The organism is Stappia sp. (genome assembly GCF_048261845.1).
GTDB lineage: Bacteria > Pseudomonadota > Alphaproteobacteria > Rhizobiales > Stappiaceae > Stappia.
The window spans coordinates 54,911-70,472 of the sequence record NZ_JBLXFR010000022.1; the positions used below are offsets into that span (position 1 = coordinate 54,911).

Genomic DNA, 15,562 nt, shown 5'->3' on the forward strand with positions numbered 1-15,562 from the left:
CGCGAATTCAGCGCGGCAGGTCGGCACGAGCGGCGGGACCGGCGCCGCGCAGCAGCTTGCGCTCGCGCGCAAGACTGTAGATGCCCGTGCCGACGAGCACCGCGATGCCGGCAAGGGTGAAGGTGTCGGGAATATCCCCCCAGACAAGATATCCGATGACAATCGCCCACAGGATGATCGAATAGCGGAACGGTGCCACCAGGGAGATATCGCCGACCCGCATCGCGTTGATGAGGCAAATGAACCCGACAAGGACGAAACCGGCCGCCATCGCCAGGAGCAGAAGATTGCTCGCGCTGGGCAGGACCCAGGTTTCGGTCACGGACAACCCCAACCCGGTCACAGAGACGCCGACCAGTGTGGCGAAGGTGACGCCAAGCGTCGGGATGTTCTTCGGCAGGACGCTCGTCGTCAGGTCGCGCAGGGCCATGAGGAAAACGCCTGCCAGCGCGACCAGCGCCCACGCGTCGAAGCCTTCCATGCCCGGTCGCACGATGAGCAGCACACCGCCGAAGCCGACAGTGATGGCGGTCCAGCGGCGCCAGCCGACCGGCGCCCCGAGAAAGAGCGCGGCCCCGGCCGTCACCAGCAGGGGGAGCGCCTGCAGGATTGCCGTGGCATTGGGGATCGGCATGTTGAACAGGGCCGTGAGGTAAAGCAGCGTCGCAGTCACCTCGGCAAAGACGCGGAGGCCCACCAGCCGGTTGAGCAGCAACGAAAAATGCCGGATCGCGCCATTGGCAACGCACCAGACGAGCAACAGGGAAAGCGCCATCGCTCCGCGCAGGAACATGATCTGGCCGAGCGGCAGGTCGCTCGACACCAGTTTGACGCAGCTGTCGTTGAAGATGAAGCCCGCCATGGCGAACATCATGAAGACGATAGCCCGCCCGTTGTCCGAGAGGATCATGGTTCGCTTGTGCTTTCCTGCAATCGGGGCCGGAGACCGGCACCCTCTGAAAGGGATCTAGTTTCGCCGTCGAATTGGAAGGTTTGTCAACAGGTTCTGCGGTTTCATCCGGATGGCGTTGTCGGGCCCCACGGAAAGACCCATCCAGACGGGTTTACCACGCATGGTCTCGACCGCGTCAGCGTTTCGGTCGAAGTCGAGACGGAACAGCGCGACAACGCGCCCCAGTTCCGCCTCGTCGATGGGCGTGCCCTCGTAGAGCGCGTTGAGAATGCGGGTCGCTCCGGCATCGAGGCCGACATGCCACGACCATCGCTCATCCCGGATCGACTGTTGCGGCTGGATGCGCACCCCGACACCGTGAAAATGCGCGATCCAGCTTTCCAGAACCCTCGCGAAGGCATCGAGCGCCGGTTCGGTGAAGCGGAAATCGATGGCCGTGTCGAAACGGTCCGAGCGGTCCCAGTAGATCGCCGCATTCTCCTCCGTCAGCACATCCAGCGCCACGTCCCGGGTCGGCGTGCCGGCTTCCGCCAGCAAGGCCCCCAACCCGCCGAAACCGCCGGTGCGCGAATAGGTCTCCACGATCTCCGCATCGGCCAGCATCAGCTGTCCCTCCGCGGTGGTCACGGATTGTTCGCGAAATAGGATTTCGGCGGCACGCAGGCGCATCGGATCGGCGACCTTGCGCAGGATGTTGTGGGCGATGAGGTGCACCAGCTGGTCGATGAACATCGGAGGGATGTCGATCGGAGCTCCGCCCGAGAAGAAGGCCGCATAGCCGGCCTCGATGCTGCCACTGGCCACCAGATGATCGCGAAAGCGCAGAATGAGGCGATAATTGTCGGCGGCATCCGGATCGGCGATCGCAGCGAGATCGGCATCGCCAACAGCGGCGAAGGGATCGCTCATCAAACGCTCGAACAAGCGATGCTCGGCAGCGCAGGATTCCTCCACCGGGTGGATTTCCGGCCGCGTGTAATAGGCGCGCAGGAAGTCCGGCGTGACGGCAAGCCATCCGTTGGCATCCCGCGTCACCAGATGCATTCCCGACGATTTCCAGAACTGGCGCATCATTCGTCCTCGGTCACGTCCCAGATCCGGGCATGGGATTTGTCATCGGATGGCGTGACCAGATGGAACCGTTCATGGATGGCCCCCTCGTCATCGATTTCGCGCTGGATCGCAAGAAGCGCGTTGAGATCGAGTTCGCCGGCAAGCTCGCAGGCATCGTCGATCTCGGCGGTCGCGACCGGCCGGGCGGCCTCCAGGGAGGGAGCGCCATGCTCGTCGACGAAATGCTGCGCCAGCCCTTCGATCAGGCGGTCACGCTCCTCGGCGGAAAGCTCCGCAGGCGTTGCAAGCGTCGACCAGCCAAGGTTCTCCAGCGACAGGAACCCGGACACGAACGCCTGCCGGATCTTCCCGGTCAGCCCCTCGTCGGTGTAGTTGCGAAAGGCGAAGGTGCCCGGAATGACCCAGTCCCCCGGCTCAGCCGCAAGCGGAAAGACATGTGTGTCCGATACATCGAGACGAATGGCGCGCAGCAACCGGGTCACGGGCGCTCCTCCAGTTCGTCGAGATATGCCAGCGCGTCATCCAGCGGGAGAGCGAGTGTCTGTCCGCTGTCCGCCTTGTCGGGCTTCATCAGCAAGTTTCCTCTCTCATCGAGACCGACGAACCGCCCGCTGCGGGGGCCGTCTCGGGTCTCCAGGACAATCTCCGCACGGTAGCCGTCTGCACGGAACAGCCAGTTTTCCAGAACCGGACCGAAGCCGTCCACATCCCAGGTGTGGATCCAGGTGAGAAGATGGCGCGACAGCGACTCGATCGCCTGGGTGCGGTCCAGCTCTGTCCCGCCTTCGTCGACGAGGCTCGTGAGATGCGGCACCTCGCCCGGTTCCAGCGGTCCCCCCAACGGCGCCAACTGGAGCGATATTCCAACGACAAGCCAGGCGGGGGCCCCGCTCTCGTCCAGCTCCGCACTGTGCGCCAACCTCACCCGGCCGACGGTGGCACCGTTCGCGCGCAGTGTCGCCGGCCAAAGATAGGTCAAGGCGATCTCCGGCGGGATCAAGGCGCCGATCGCATCCGTCGTCGCGACCATCGCAAGGAACAGCATCTCGCTGACACGGTCCGCCCCGACCTCAGGCTCGAGTACCAAGGCAAGTTCGATCCGCTCGACGGCACGCGACCAGAGCAGGTCTCCGGCCCCGAAGTCCCCCGCCTTGGCTCCGGCGATGGCCAGCTGGAAAGGCACGGCCCCGGCGGCCACGGCATGACCGGCAAGCAACGGCGGAAACACAGGGTCTGGCAAATCCATGCTCTCAAGTCCTGACATGAAACGCGAATCCCTTCGCAAACTGATTCAAGGCGCGCGCATCGTCGCCGACGGGCAGACTCACCCCAGATCGATGCGTCCGGTGACCACGTGCTCGAACTCCTGGCCGTCGATGGTCAGCACCACGCGCGCGGTCAGGCTTCCGCTGTCGACACCGGAATCGCGCACATGGGCTTCGATTGCCTGCTGCGAGGTGACGCCCACCTGCTTCAGGAACTTCCTCAGGGACATGTTGAACGTGTCAGTGTCCATGGCTTCCTCCGTCGGTTTCGGCATGCTGTCTCCCGGCCCTCATGGCCGGAGACATCTGCCGTTTGAGATTTTGATTCAACAGGCTGCGGAAGTGAATCCGAAAACCTCCGCAAGCCCCTGATCAGTCGAGTTTTCCAAGCTTCACCTGAAGTTCCGATTCCGCGCGCCGGATCATGAGCACCCCTTCGGCATCGCGCCGCTCGAGCCGGCCGCGAAAGCCGGCAAGCGTGCCCGCGGGCACGCCGTCGATGGACAGGATCACATCGCCCGCAAGCAGGCCTGCACTCTGCCCCGCGCCTCCGGCCTCGAGGGAAACGACTTCCAGCCCCCCCTTTTGCGGACCCGGTCGTGTGGGGCGCAAACGTGCGCCAAGGCTGCGCCGGGGGCTTGCCGAAACGGACGCCGCATCGACGACGCGCTGCGCCAGAGCCGCGGAAACCGCAAAATTGACGCCGATATCCCCGTCGCCCGACTTGGTGAAGATCGCCGAGAGAACGCCTATGAGCCGGCCCTCCCCGTCTATCAGGGCGCCACCCGAGGCGCCCGGGTTCACCGCCGCATCGGTCTGGATGAAATCCTCCACGTCGTTGAAGCCGACGCCGCCGCGCGCGGTTGCCGAGACGACGCCACAGCTCAGCGAGATGCCAAGGCCGAAAGCGTTGCCGAGTGCGCAGACGGGAGCGCCAAGTGGCGGTTCCGGCCCGAACGCCAGCGGCTCGAGAGCGACAGGCGCGCGCAGAAGCGCAAGGTCGGTCGGCGCATCGCGAAAGGCGATCTCCGCGGCGACGACCCGGCCATCGGCAAAGCGCAGGCGGACCGACCGCGCCGCGCCCAGCACATGATCTGCGGTCAGGAGCAGGGACCCGTCGCCAATGGCGACAGCCGACCCTTCCGGCTCTTCCGCGCTGGCGCGCCCTTCGGGCCAGTCGGGCAGAACAGCCACGACGGCTGCCCGGGCGCGCTCAAGCCCGGCTGCAGCGGGCAGCAGCGAGCGCGCCGACGCCGCATGGCCGGCCGTGGCCATGATCGCCACCGCGCCCAGCACGGCAACGGTCGGCCTCGCCGCGCGCGAAAAAATCATTCCCCCGGCCGTTTGCCCGAATCCGGGGAAAGCCGCACGGCTCCCGGTGTGTCGGTCGAATGGATCGCCGCGGAGGAGTAGTCGAGCCCCTGCGTCAGATAGGCCCAGGCTCCCGTCCCGATGACAGCAAGTGCCACGAGCGCACTCAGGAATGCCTTCATTGTTCCTGTTCCTTCCGTTCGCCCGGGCCGCCTTCCGGCAGGGCCCGGTCCGGCGCCGTCGCGCGTTTGAGAAATGATACCAGCGCGTCGCGCTCCTCGGCACTTTTCAGGCGCTGGATGGGCATTTTGGAACCCGGCGTCACAACGTCCGGGCCGTGGTCGAAGAGATCGGAAATCGTCTGCTCGCTCCAGACGAGATCGAGACGACGCAGTGCATCGGAATACGGATAGCCCGGCACTGTGCCGACCCGGCGACCGAACACGCCGTAGAGCGTCGGGCCGGCCCGATTGCCGTCGTCCGGCGTCAGCGTGTGGCAGACGGAGCATTTTCGCGCGAACTGGCGCTCTCCCGGATCGCCGTCGGCCGCCACCTGGAAGCGGCGCGGGAAGTCGCTTGCGACCGGGTCGAAAGGCATGCGCGGGCTGATCTGCCAGGCGTTCACATGATCGTCGAGACCGGAATAGAACGCCACCTGGTTGTCGCCGGTGAGCGCGAGGCCCCAGACCGGACCGTATGGGTTCTCGTATTCCTCAAGCAGTTCCCACGCATCGGTGGCGTAGACGCGGATGCGTCCGTCGCCGCCGCCGCTCGCAAGCCGCGTACCGTCCGGCGAAAGGGCGAGAGACAGGACCGGTCGCTGGTGGGACGCCAGCTGCTTGACGATCGCGCCGCTGGCGATGTCCACCACAGCGACGACGCCGTCGGTCGCGCCGAAGGCGATCTGCGAGCCACCGGCCAGGACACGCATCACGTTGACGCCCCAGCCATGCGAATGGATTTCACGCCGAAACGCGCCGCCCGCCCGGTCGTAAACGCGAATGCCGCCGTCGTAGGACGCGGTGTAGACACTTGTACCGTCCATGGAGAACGCGGCTGCATTGACGTTGCCGCGATGCCCTTCGAGGATGGCCAACTCGGTCAAAGACGCCTCGCCAATGCCGTAGACCCGGGCGGTGCGGTCCCAGGACGCGGTCACCGCGAAGCGCGCATCCGGGCTGACGCTGACGGCCAGCATCTTCTCGTCGCCGGTATCGATCCGCGCGAGCATCTCCCCGTCTTCGAGGTTCCACAGGATCACCGCACCGTCATCGCCAACGGAAACGGCCCGCTCATCGCCGACGAAGCGGGCGTCATTGGTCGCCGCCTCATGGCCGATCAACCGGTGAACCACCTCGCCGGCTCCGGCTTCCAGGCGCCAGAGGATGACGGAATAGTCGAACGAGGTGGAGAGCGCCGTCGTCCCGTCCCGCGATAGCGTCACGGACTTGACCGGACCGCCATGGCCTTCCAGGCGGTCCGGCCAGACAACAGGCGCAGGGGCGGCGTCATCGGACATCGCGTCACCGCCGGCGAGAACCAGACACACGGCAGCGACGAAAAGCACGAAGGCACCACCTGGACGACGCATCACACGGTCCATTCGCCTACTCTGCAGGCTGCGCCGCCGGCGGGTGTTTTTCCTTGTCCTGCCGGGCAAGCACTTCCTCGACCCAGAGCGAATGGTGCTCCTTGGCCCAGTTGAGGTCGACCTCGCCACTGCCCATCGCGTCGAACGCGCCTTCCATGCCGATCGAGCCGATATAGATATGGGCGATGATCACGCAGATCAGGAAAACGCTCATGATTGCGTGCCAGAGCGAGGCAAGCTGCTGTTCCTGCAACACGGTAAGCGCTGTCGGCAGTTCCGTGCCGAACACCGAATTCACCGCCCCGAATGTGCCGGCGAAGAAGTGCGTGGTGTAGGGGAACAGCAAGGACCAGCCCGACATCGAGATCGAGATGCCGCAAAGGATCGTCAGCCAGAAGATCATCTTCTGGCCGGCGTTGAACTTCTTTGCCGGGGGATGCAGCTTTTTCGAGAAGATGCCGCCACCCTGGAGGATCCACTTGATGTCGGACGGATGCGGCAGGTTGTGGCGGACCCACATCAGGAAGATGATGACAAGGCCGGCCATGAAGGCGAAGGCAAGGTAGTTGTGAAGATACTTGCCGAAGAGGGTCACCGCGCCGAAGGCATCCGGACCGACCACCGGCAGCAGGACATAACGGCCATACATCACGTTCAGGCCGGTCAGGGCGAGGACGATGAAGGACGAGGCGAGCAGCCAGTGACCGAAGCGCTCGACCGCCGCAAAACGCGTGATCGTCCGGTCGGATCGCCCGTGCTCGATGCGGATCCGGCCGCGAATGGCGAAGAAGATGCTGAGCAGCACCACCATGGCAAGCAGTGCCCAGCTCGCATAGAGCGCCAGCGGTCCGTTGCGCAGGGAGCGCCAGAGCTCGCCTTCCGACTGGACCAGCGTCGCCGCGTTCTTGTCGGGAATGGAGACGTTGCCGGCAATGCCCTGCCGAACCGCACGCCACAGTTCCGTATCGGAATTCGTGCCGAGCGTGTTGCCGGGGACCTGGCCCTGAACCGGCGCTTCCGCTGCAGGGTCGCCGGCGGGCTGCTGCGCGCTGGCCGAAGTGCCGGCCGCATGAAACACCAGGACACCAAGAACCACCGCGACCATGGCTGCAAGGCCGCGTGACGGGAGTGCCCTGCCAAACCGTTCGGCGAACCGGGCGATTGCCATTCCGTTCATTTCATCTCCCTCCCCTGGCGTTGCCGGGGCTTCACCGCTTCCGGGACGCGCGCCCGTATCCGTCCGACCGCGCCCGTCATCAAGAGTAGCGCTCAGAAGCGCTGACTGCCCGCCCGGTTCTGCAACTGGCGGCGATCCGCCTCGCTGAGCGCCTCATCCGGTGCGCCTTGATAAACGCCCTTTTGTGTATGCAGGGCACGGTTCTGTTCCTCGTCCCGGCACCCCGGAACAAGTACGAGCGCGGCGCATGCAAGCACCGCCATGCCCCAGCCAGCCCTTCCCGATCTCACGTTCAAGTCTCCTTGTCGCTCCGCCGTTCACCCGAACGGGATCTGCGCAATGTCAAAAAGGCCCGCCCTCCCGGGATACCCCGGGAGATAGCGGACAGAAACTCATCAGCAAGGACACCGGTGTCGGGTCTTGCCTGCATTTCCGAAAACAAAGGCGGCCAAGAGCCGCCTTTGCCAGTTCCGCCGTCCTGATCCGGACGGATCAGAAGCTGCCCGCCTTCTGCTCGTAGGCCGTGCCCCAGCCCCAGGCGCCGGATCCGAAACCGCGCGCCACGACGCGTTCGCGGTAGATCGCGGAGACGACATCGCCATCGCCGGCCAGAAGCGCCTTGGTCGAACACATCTCGGCGCAAAGCGGCAACTTGCCCTCGGCCAGGCGGTTGCGGCCATACTTGGCGAACTCGGCCGACGAATTGTCGGCCTCGGGACCGCCCGCACAGAACGTGCACTTGTCCATCTTGCCGCGCGAACCGAAATTGCCGGCCTGCGGGTATTGCGGCGCGCCGAAGGGGCAGGCGTAGAAACAATAGCCGCAGCCGATGCAAAGGTCCTTGGAGTGAAGGACCACGCCTTCGTCCGACTGATAGAAGCAGTCGACAGGGCATACCGCCATGCAGGGTGCATCCGAGCAGTGCATGCAGGCAACCGAGATCGAGCGTTCGCCCGGCTTGCCGTCCTGGATGGTCACCACGCGGCGGCGGTTGATGCCCCACGGCACCTCGTGCTCGTTCTTGCAGGCGGTGACGCAGGCATTGCACTCGATGCAACGCTCGGCGTCACAGAGGAATTTCATCCGTGCCATGATTTTTCCCCCTTACGCCACGCGCTCGATGCGGCAAAGCGTGGCTTTGGTTTCTTGCATCTGGGTGACCGAGTCGTAGCCGTAGGTCTGGGCCGTGTTCGAGGCCTCTCCAAGGACATACGGGTCGGAACCCTTCGGATATTTGTGACGCTGGTCTTCGCCCTGGAAGTGTCCGCCGAAATGGAAGGGCATGAAGGCCACCCCGGTTCCGACGCGCTCGGTCACCATCGCCATGACCTTGACCTTGCCGCCTTCCGGACCGTGCACCCAGACCATCTCGCCGTCACGAATGCCGATGTTGTTGGCATCGCGCGGATTGACCTCGACGAACATGTCCTGCTGCAATTCGGCCAGCCAGGGGTTGGAGCGGGTCTCGTCGCCACCACCCTCGTATTCGACAAGGCGCCCCGAGGTGAGAATCATCGGGAAGTCCTTGGAGAAGTCGTTCTCCTGGATCGACCTGTAGCGGGTCGGGACGCGCCAGAAGGTCTTGTCCTCGTAGGTTGCATACTTGTCGAGCAGGTCCCGGCGGTTCGTGTAGAGCGGCTCGCGATGCAGCGGCACCGGATCCGGGAACGTCCAGACGACGACCCGGGCCTTGGCATTGCCGTAAGGCGCGCAACCATGTGCAATCGCCACGCGCTGAATGCCTCCGGACACGTCCGTCTTCCAGTTCACTCCGCCGACCTTGTCGTTGTAGTCGGACGGGAGGTCGCCGGTATGCGAGGTCTCGCCCACTTCCTCCGCCGAAGGACGGGCGTCCTGCATGCCCGCAACCCACTCGATCGTCCGGCGCTCGAAGGGGGTGAGGTCCTTGTCCCAGCCAAGCTTCTGCAGCATCGCCATCGTGAACTCGGGATACCCGTCCTCGATCTCGGAACCGGTCGGCCACGAGCCTTCAGACAGCAGGTTGTCGCCATCCTTCTCGACGCCGAAGCGGGCGCGGAAGCCCATGCCGCCCTCCGCAACCGGGAGGGAGGTGTCGTAGAGCACCGCCGAACCGGGGTGCTTCATCTCCGCAGTCCCCCAGCACGGCCACGGCAGACCGTAGAAGTCGCCATCGGCCGGACCGCCGATCGCACGCAGGGTCGTGCGGTCGAAGGTGTGCTGGTTGGCCATGTGCAGCTTGAGCCGCTCGGGCGACTGGCCCGTGTAGCCGACCGTCCACATGCCGTTGTTGAACTCGCGGGTGATGTCCTCGATCAGCGGCTCGTCGCCATTCACCTCGATGTTCTTGAACATCTCGTCGGCAAATCCGAACTTCTGCGCCAGGAGATAGGCGATGACATGATCGGGCTTGGACTCGAACAGCGGGTCGATGACCTTCTCGCGCCACTGGAGCGAGCGGTTCGACGCAGTGACCGAACCCGATGTCTCGAACTGGGTCGTCGCCGGAAGCAGATAGACGCCATCCTTGCGGTCATGCATCACCGCCGACATGGTCGGGAACGGATCGATGATGACCAGCAGGTCGAGCTTTTCCATCGCCTGCTTCATGTCCGGCAGGCGGGTCTGGGAGTTCGGAGCGTGCCCCCAGAAGACCATCGCCCGGGTGTTGTCGGGCTGTTCGAGGTTTTCCTTCTCCTCCAGCACGCCGTCGATCCAGCGCGAAACCGGAATGCCGGTCTCGTACATCATCGCCTTGTCCTTGCCGTCGGCGCCCTTCATCGTGGCAAAGCGGGCGGCAAGATCCTCGAACGGAACGTCCCAGACGCGCGCCCAGTGCCTCCACGAGCCTTCGGCCAGGCCGTAATAGCCCGGCAGCGTATCGGCGAGCACGCCAAGGTCCGTCGCGCCCTGCACGTTGTCATGGCCGCGGAAGATGTTGGTGCCGCCGCCGGCCTTGCCCATGTTGCCGAGCGCCAGCTGCAGTGCGCAATAGGCACGGGTGTTGTTGTTGCCGTTGGAGTGCTGCGTGCCGCCCATGCACCAGATCAGCGTGCCGGGACGGTTGTTGGCGAGCGTGCGGGCAACGCGCTTGAGCTGCGAGCCGGGAACGCCGGTGACGCGCTCGGTTTCCTCGGGCGTCCAGTTGGCGACTTCCGCCTTCACCTGGTCCATGCCCCAGACGCGCTGGCGGATGAACTCCTTGTCCTCCCAGCCGTTCTCGAAGATGTGCCAGAGGATGCCCCAGATCAGGGCGACGTCCGAACCGGGCCGGAAACGCACATATTCGGACGCATGGGCCGCTGTGCGCGTGAAGCGCGGATCGCAGACGATCAGCGGCGCCGCGTTCTCTTCCTTCGCCTTGAGCACATGAAGGAGCGAAACCGGATGCGCCTCGGCCGGGTTGCCGCCGATGATGAAGATCGCCTTCGAATTGTGGATGTCGTTGTAGGAATTGGTCATCGCGCCATAGCCCCAGGTGTTGGCAACACCTGCGACCGTGGTCGAGTGACAGATACGGGCCTGATGGTCGACGTTGTTCGTGCCCCAGAAGGCGGCGAACTTGCGGACCAGATAGGCCTGTTCGTTGTTGTGCTTGGCCGAGCCGAGCCAGTAGACGCTGTCAGGTCCGCTTTCGTCGCGGATCTTCATCATCTGGTCGCCGATCTCGTTGATCGCCTGCTCCCAGGAGACGCGCTCCCACTTGCCGTTGACCATCTTGGTCGGATATTTCAGCCGCCGCTCGCCATGCGCGTGCTCGCGCACCGAGGCGCCCTTGGCGCAGTGAGACCCGAGGTTGAACGGGCTGTCGAAGCCCGGCTCCTGACCCGTCCACACACCATCCTGCACTTCCGCCAGGACCGTACAGCCGACGGAACAATGGGTGCACACGGATTTCTTGATCTCGACCTTGGCATTGGTCGGCCCGGCCGCCTCCGCCTTGCGCACCATGCCGCCGGTCAGGGCGCCGGCAGCCGCCAGGCCACCCGCGGCAAGACCCGACCTGCGCAGGAAGCTCCGGCGATCCATCGCGCTGGCGCCGATCGCCTCAATGGCGGAGGCCAGGCTGGCACGACGGGCCACGCCGCTCGTCTTTTTCCTCAGCATCACGTTTCTCCCTCGAATGCACAACACAGGCGCTGTTTTCGCCTTGCCGCGCCGGGCGCCCCTGCCCTCATCGGGGTGAACGCCTCATCAACTCGCTTCAAGCTTCGGCCGCCTCGACGGATGGCCACGACCCGAAGGCCCGGAACCTCAGAACCGCGCGGTGTCGTAGAATGTCTTGACGTGCTCGGTCTCGCGGTAGCCGACTGCGGTTTCCGAAACCGGAGCCTCGGCCTGCGCCTCGCCGGCGACCAGCGTCGCCGAACCGGCCACGGCACCCAGTCCGGCAAGCTTCAGGAAGCTGCGCCGATCCGCTTCAATGGCTGTGTCTTTCCGTGTCATGACACCCTCTTCGGTCTGTTCAGTTCTTGCATTGCCGGACGGACCACTCCGCCCCTTTCAAATTCCGTCGACATCGTCCGGGCAGCCCAGCCCGGAAGATGTCGCAACAATCGCTATCCCGCCTGCCGCTGCTGCGAAAACAGCCGGTCGGCTTCGTCCTCAAGATCGACAAACACCTTGCCCAGATGCCCCAGCGCCGCATAGAGGGCGCTGGTCGACGTTCCGGCCAGATCCTTGAAGAAATATGGCGCCCACGCCGCGACATGCGCCCGAAAGAAGCGGCTCGCGGTGGCCGGATCGCCGTCGCCATAAGCTCCCTGCACCAGGCCGGCCATCATCTCGCACAGGGCGGCGATGTGGTCCTCGGGCTCGCTCACGTCGGGACTGCGCTCAATTCCGAGCCGGCGCATCTCCTGACGCAGGAGCGCAAGCGGCTTCTCGTTCAGGAAGCCCGTCAGATAGTAGGAAGCATAGGGAACCAGCTCGCCCCGGCCGACGCCGATGAAGAGATCGTGGTAATCGCGGCGAAGCGTGGCGGGATCGGCCACGCGGGCCTCGGAGGAGAGCTGTTTCAGAGCCGCACCGAGCGGCCCCTCCACCGCCGGAAGCGCGCCAACGACCTCAAGCCAGTCGCGCCCGACAGGAGCCTCCAGCGCAGTGGCGAGCAGACGGTAGACGATCGCGCGCTCGCCGTCCTCGCCAGCAACGCCAACACGATCCGTCCCTGCTTCCATGGCGGATGGCACGCGACCAACCGACTCCGGCTCAAGCGTCATTCAGAACGATCTCCCTCTCCTTGAAGATTGTCATCTTGACTGAGTGGTTGCAAACGAATTCAGTTTTGCGATGCGAACGATTTTTCGTGTCATTTCATACATCTACAAGAACATAATCGGACAAAATGACGTTAAAAGACATTAAACGCATGCCGAAAGATGCTGCCATGCAGCATTTCCGTCGGAAACCAGGGGGATTTGTCTCCGGCAATTGACCAGACGATCAACAGTTTGCCTGAAGAAGAAAAGATGATGTTTCTATTCATGTTTTAGACTGCGGCAAATGTTGCTCCGGAAATCCGGAGTTTCACTCCCGTCGGCCCATTCTGGTGCGAATCGAAATCGGGCCCTGGATCGGCCCGAGATCGGGCCGGGTCCCTTGCCGGGGGCGCCCGCGTGAACCGTCACGCGCAAACCCGAGGCGCCCGGAGCGCCTCAGCTTTCCATGACGATGCGCGGGGCGGCGCGGTGTCCGTCATCCCGGTTGCGCTCGATCTCGGCCCAGACCCGTCTCGCGATGTCCCGGTAGACACTCGCATGCGGCCCGTCCGGCGCGGTCACCGTCACCGGCGTGCCGGCATCGGAACTCTCGCGGATCGCCATGTCGAGCGGCACCTCCCCGAGGAAGGGCCCGCCCAGCTTTTCCGCTCCCGCACGAGCGCCGCCATGGCCGAAGATATCGTGGCGGCCGCCGCAATCGGGGCACAGGAAGTAGCTCATGTTTTCGACAATGCCGAGCAGGGGAACGTCCACCCTGCGGAACATGTTGAGGCCCTTGCGCGCATCGATCAGGGCAAGGTCCTGCGGCGTGGAAACGATGACGGCGCCGGCCAGAGGCACATTCTGCGCCATGGTGAGCTGCGCATCGCCCGTTCCCGGCGGCATGTCCACGACAAGCACGTCGAGCTCGCCCCAGGCGACCTCGCGCAACATCTGGGTGATCGCCGAAATCACCATCGGACCGCGCCAGATCATCGGCGTTTCCTCGTCCACCAGGAAACCCATCGACATGACCTTGATCCCGTAGCCTTCAAGCGGCTTCAGGATGCGGCCGGAGACCGGCTCCGGCCGGCCGGAGACACGGAAAAGACGGGGAATGGACGGGCCGTAGATATCCGCGTCGAGCACGCCGACCTTCAGGCCGTTCGCCTGCAGCGCCAGCGCCAGGTTGCATGTGGTCGTGGACTTGCCGACGCCGCCCTTGCCGGATGCGACCGCAATGATCGACTTGACACCGGGAACTCCCGGCTTGGCGGCAGCGGGCTCGGCCGCCTGCGCCCTGCCCTGCATGGGCGGAGGCACATTGGCCGCATCGCGCGCGGCGGGTGCCGGGCGAACCGGCGCCCCGTCCGCGGGCGGGCGGGGAGACGCGCCGGCCTTTCGCTCGGAGGTGAGCGCCGCCAGCACCTTTTCAACCCCGGGAAGCTTGCCGACCACCTTCTCGGCGGCCTGGCGCAAGGGCTCGAGATCCTGCGCGCGCTCCGCCGGGACCGTGATCGAGAAGATCACCCGTCCCTCGGAAATGAAAACATCCGACACCAGTCCGAGAGAGACGATGTCGCCCTTGAGATCCGGCCCCTTGACCTTCGACAGTTCCGCCAGAACCTCGTCACGCGTCGGCATCTCGTCCCCCTTCTTCTTCCAGAACATCACAACAATCCCGTGCCCGATCGATCAGCCGGGAACGTAAGGCCGCAACGGGAAAGGTCAATCGGTTTCACCGGCGACAAATCGCGACAGGCTGCGCGACGGCTCGGTAAACGAAGTTTTCAGCACAACGACAAAATGTGATGAAAATCGACGACCTTTCGCATCCCGGACCGCATTTCTTAACCGTTCCGCGAAGTTTTCGCCGGCAAAATTCGTAACCAGGGACGGACACACCGGAAGGACAAGGATCCGGGAAATGAGCATCAATGCGATCTGCTACGCTGCACAAATCGACTGGACAGCGGTCCGCCGCCCGGTCGAGACCGAAATCGAGCACATGCTCGGTCGCGCAAGGCGGCTGAACCGTCTCAACGGGGTGACCGGGGCGATCCTGCTGTATCGCAATCACCTGGTGCAGTGGCTGGAAGGAGAGCGTGGCGGCCTTGTCGACAGCCGCGAGTGCGCATCGCGCGACCCGCGGCTCTCCGGGCTTTTCAGCCTGTGCGAAGGCACGCTGTCCGAACGGCTGTTTCCCCATTGCTGGCTCTATTTCGCCGACTACCGCGCGGATGATGCGGTGCCCGGCGGCTTGCTCGGACAGCTGGCCAATGCCCCCGCGCCGGTCGAGCTTTCGGAGATGGCCGACTGCATGGCCGAGGTGGCACGCGTCCTGGAACCTGCCCGCTTCACCCACGCTGCGATGCTTGTCTGAAATACGGATGACCGGGCATCCTTGCTTGCCGTCAAGTTAATGGCAACAGACGATAATTCGCGATCCGGCTTACCGAAACCCAAGGTGTTGCTCCTACAGTGACTGCCAAGAACACGAACACGATTGAGGCAGCCCGATGAGTATCACCCGGTTGAGCTACCGGAGCAGGATCAACTTCAGCACCATGACGCTCTCCTTCGACGAGGAGATCGAGCGCATCCTGTCACGCTCGCGGGCCAACAATGCGAAGGCCGGGCTGACCGGTGCGCTGCTGCTGGCCGGCAACACCTTTTTCCAGATGATTGAGGGGCCGGAACCGGCGGTTCTGGAGACCCTCGACCGTATCAGCACCGACCCGCGCCATGGCGATTTCGCTGTCATCGACCAGCGCACCGATGCCGCGCGCCTGATGCCGGCCGACCCGCTTTTCTTCTGCGACGCCTCCGATGCCTGCGACAGCGTGCTGTCCAGCCTCTACATCCCGATCGCCCATTCTCCCGAGCTTGTCCGCTACGACGACCTCGTCTCGGTGATGATCTTCAGCGCGACGCGGGTCGCCCGGCGGCACATGCAGAACAGGGCCCTGTCCGCCTAGGACGTGGACTCACAATTGTGCCGGAAACGGCGTCCGGTCCGGCAATGATCCGCCAGAAAGGCCGCGATGGCCG

At 64.5% G+C, this 15,562-nt stretch carries 17 protein-coding genes; 2 read left to right on the forward strand and 15 right to left on the reverse strand.

Annotated elements, in window-relative coordinates:
• Positions 1-7: 7 nt before the first annotated feature.
• From ACN0T5_RS11210 to ACN0T5_RS11280, 15 genes are all read right to left on the reverse strand, one after another.
• A complete protein-coding gene (locus ACN0T5_RS11210; RefSeq protein ID WP_417768719.1) occupies positions 8-910 on the reverse strand; it encodes a DMT family transporter in 903 nt (300 codons plus the stop codon).
• Positions 911-967: 57 nt separating this feature from the next.
• Complete coding sequence (locus ACN0T5_RS11215; protein WP_417768720.1) at positions 968-1,987, reverse strand: DUF6352 family protein; 1,020 nt, start codon at positions 1,985-1,987, stop codon at positions 968-970.
• Positions 1,984-2,469: a DUF6505 family protein gene (locus tag ACN0T5_RS11220; protein WP_417768721.1), complete on the reverse strand. Its 486-nt coding sequence runs from the start codon at positions 2,467-2,469 to the stop codon at positions 1,984-1,986. Before ACN0T5_RS11220 ends, ACN0T5_RS11215 begins: the two co-directional genes overlap by 4 nt.
• Positions 2,466-3,233: a biotin/lipoate--protein ligase family protein gene (locus tag ACN0T5_RS11225; RefSeq protein ID WP_417768722.1), complete on the reverse strand. Its 768-nt coding sequence runs from the start codon at positions 3,231-3,233 to the stop codon at positions 2,466-2,468. Before ACN0T5_RS11225 ends, ACN0T5_RS11220 begins: the two co-directional genes overlap by 4 nt.
• 78 nt (positions 3,234-3,311) lie before the next feature.
• Positions 3,312-3,527 carry a DUF6494 family protein gene (locus ACN0T5_RS11230; protein ID WP_417768723.1) on the reverse strand — a complete coding sequence of 72 codons (216 nt, stop codon included), beginning with the start codon at positions 3,525-3,527 and terminating at the stop codon, positions 3,312-3,314.
• 97 nt (positions 3,528-3,624) lie between these two features.
• Positions 3,625-4,584 carry a S1C family serine protease gene (locus ACN0T5_RS11235; protein WP_417768724.1) on the reverse strand — a complete coding sequence of 320 codons (960 nt, stop codon included), beginning with the start codon at positions 4,582-4,584 and terminating at the stop codon, positions 3,625-3,627.
• A complete protein-coding gene (locus ACN0T5_RS11240; protein ID WP_417768725.1) occupies positions 4,581-4,745 on the reverse strand; it encodes a hypothetical protein in 165 nt (54 codons plus the stop codon). The genes ACN0T5_RS11235 and ACN0T5_RS11240 overlap by 4 nt, the downstream gene beginning before the upstream one ends.
• Positions 4,742-6,154 carry a c-type cytochrome gene (locus ACN0T5_RS11245; RefSeq protein ID WP_417768726.1) on the reverse strand — a complete coding sequence of 471 codons (1,413 nt, stop codon included), beginning with the start codon at positions 6,152-6,154 and terminating at the stop codon, positions 4,742-4,744. Before ACN0T5_RS11245 ends, ACN0T5_RS11240 begins: the two co-directional genes overlap by 4 nt.
• Before the next feature lie 16 nt (positions 6,155-6,170).
• Positions 6,171-7,331, reverse strand: coding sequence for a formate dehydrogenase subunit gamma (locus ACN0T5_RS11250; protein WP_417768727.1), 1,161 nt, complete (start codon positions 7,329-7,331; stop codon positions 6,171-6,173).
• 92 nt (positions 7,332-7,423) lie between these two features.
• Positions 7,424-7,594: a hypothetical protein gene (locus ACN0T5_RS11255; protein WP_417768728.1), complete on the reverse strand. Its 171-nt coding sequence runs from the start codon at positions 7,592-7,594 to the stop codon at positions 7,424-7,426.
• A 229-nt stretch (positions 7,595-7,823) separates the two neighbouring features.
• Positions 7,824-8,423 carry a formate dehydrogenase FDH3 subunit beta gene (gene fdh3B, locus ACN0T5_RS11260; RefSeq protein WP_306027667.1) on the reverse strand — a complete coding sequence of 200 codons (600 nt, stop codon included), beginning with the start codon at positions 8,421-8,423 and terminating at the stop codon, positions 7,824-7,826.
• 12 nt (positions 8,424-8,435) lie between these two features.
• Positions 8,436-11,417 (reverse strand): formate dehydrogenase subunit alpha, encoded by a 2,982-nt coding sequence (locus ACN0T5_RS11265; RefSeq protein WP_417768729.1) that lies wholly within the window; start codon positions 11,415-11,417, stop codon positions 8,436-8,438.
• A gap of 147 nt (positions 11,418-11,564) precedes the next feature.
• Positions 11,565-11,756, reverse strand: coding sequence for a twin-arginine translocation signal domain-containing protein (locus ACN0T5_RS11270; RefSeq protein ID WP_417768730.1), 192 nt, complete (start codon positions 11,754-11,756; stop codon positions 11,565-11,567).
• A 113-nt stretch (positions 11,757-11,869) separates the two neighbouring features.
• Positions 11,870-12,532: a TorD/DmsD family molecular chaperone gene (locus ACN0T5_RS11275; RefSeq protein WP_417768731.1), complete on the reverse strand. Its 663-nt coding sequence runs from the start codon at positions 12,530-12,532 to the stop codon at positions 11,870-11,872.
• A gap of 435 nt (positions 12,533-12,967) precedes the next feature.
• The gene (locus tag ACN0T5_RS11280; protein WP_417768736.1) at positions 12,968-14,155 is read right to left on the reverse strand and encodes an Mrp/NBP35 family ATP-binding protein; all 1,188 of its coding nucleotides are present in this window, start codon (positions 14,153-14,155) and stop codon (positions 12,968-12,970) included.
• Between the two features lie 283 nt (positions 14,156-14,438).
• Between ACN0T5_RS11280 and ACN0T5_RS11285 the strand changes: the two genes are divergently transcribed.
• Entirely contained in the window at positions 14,439-14,894 is a 456-nt protein-coding gene (locus ACN0T5_RS11285; RefSeq protein WP_417768732.1) for a BLUF domain-containing protein, read from the forward strand.
• 136 nt (positions 14,895-15,030) lie between these two features.
• Positions 15,031-15,489: a BLUF domain-containing protein gene (locus ACN0T5_RS11290; RefSeq protein ID WP_417768733.1), complete on the forward strand. Its 459-nt coding sequence runs from the start codon at positions 15,031-15,033 to the stop codon at positions 15,487-15,489.
• The last annotated feature ends 73 nt before the right edge of the window (positions 15,490-15,562 follow it).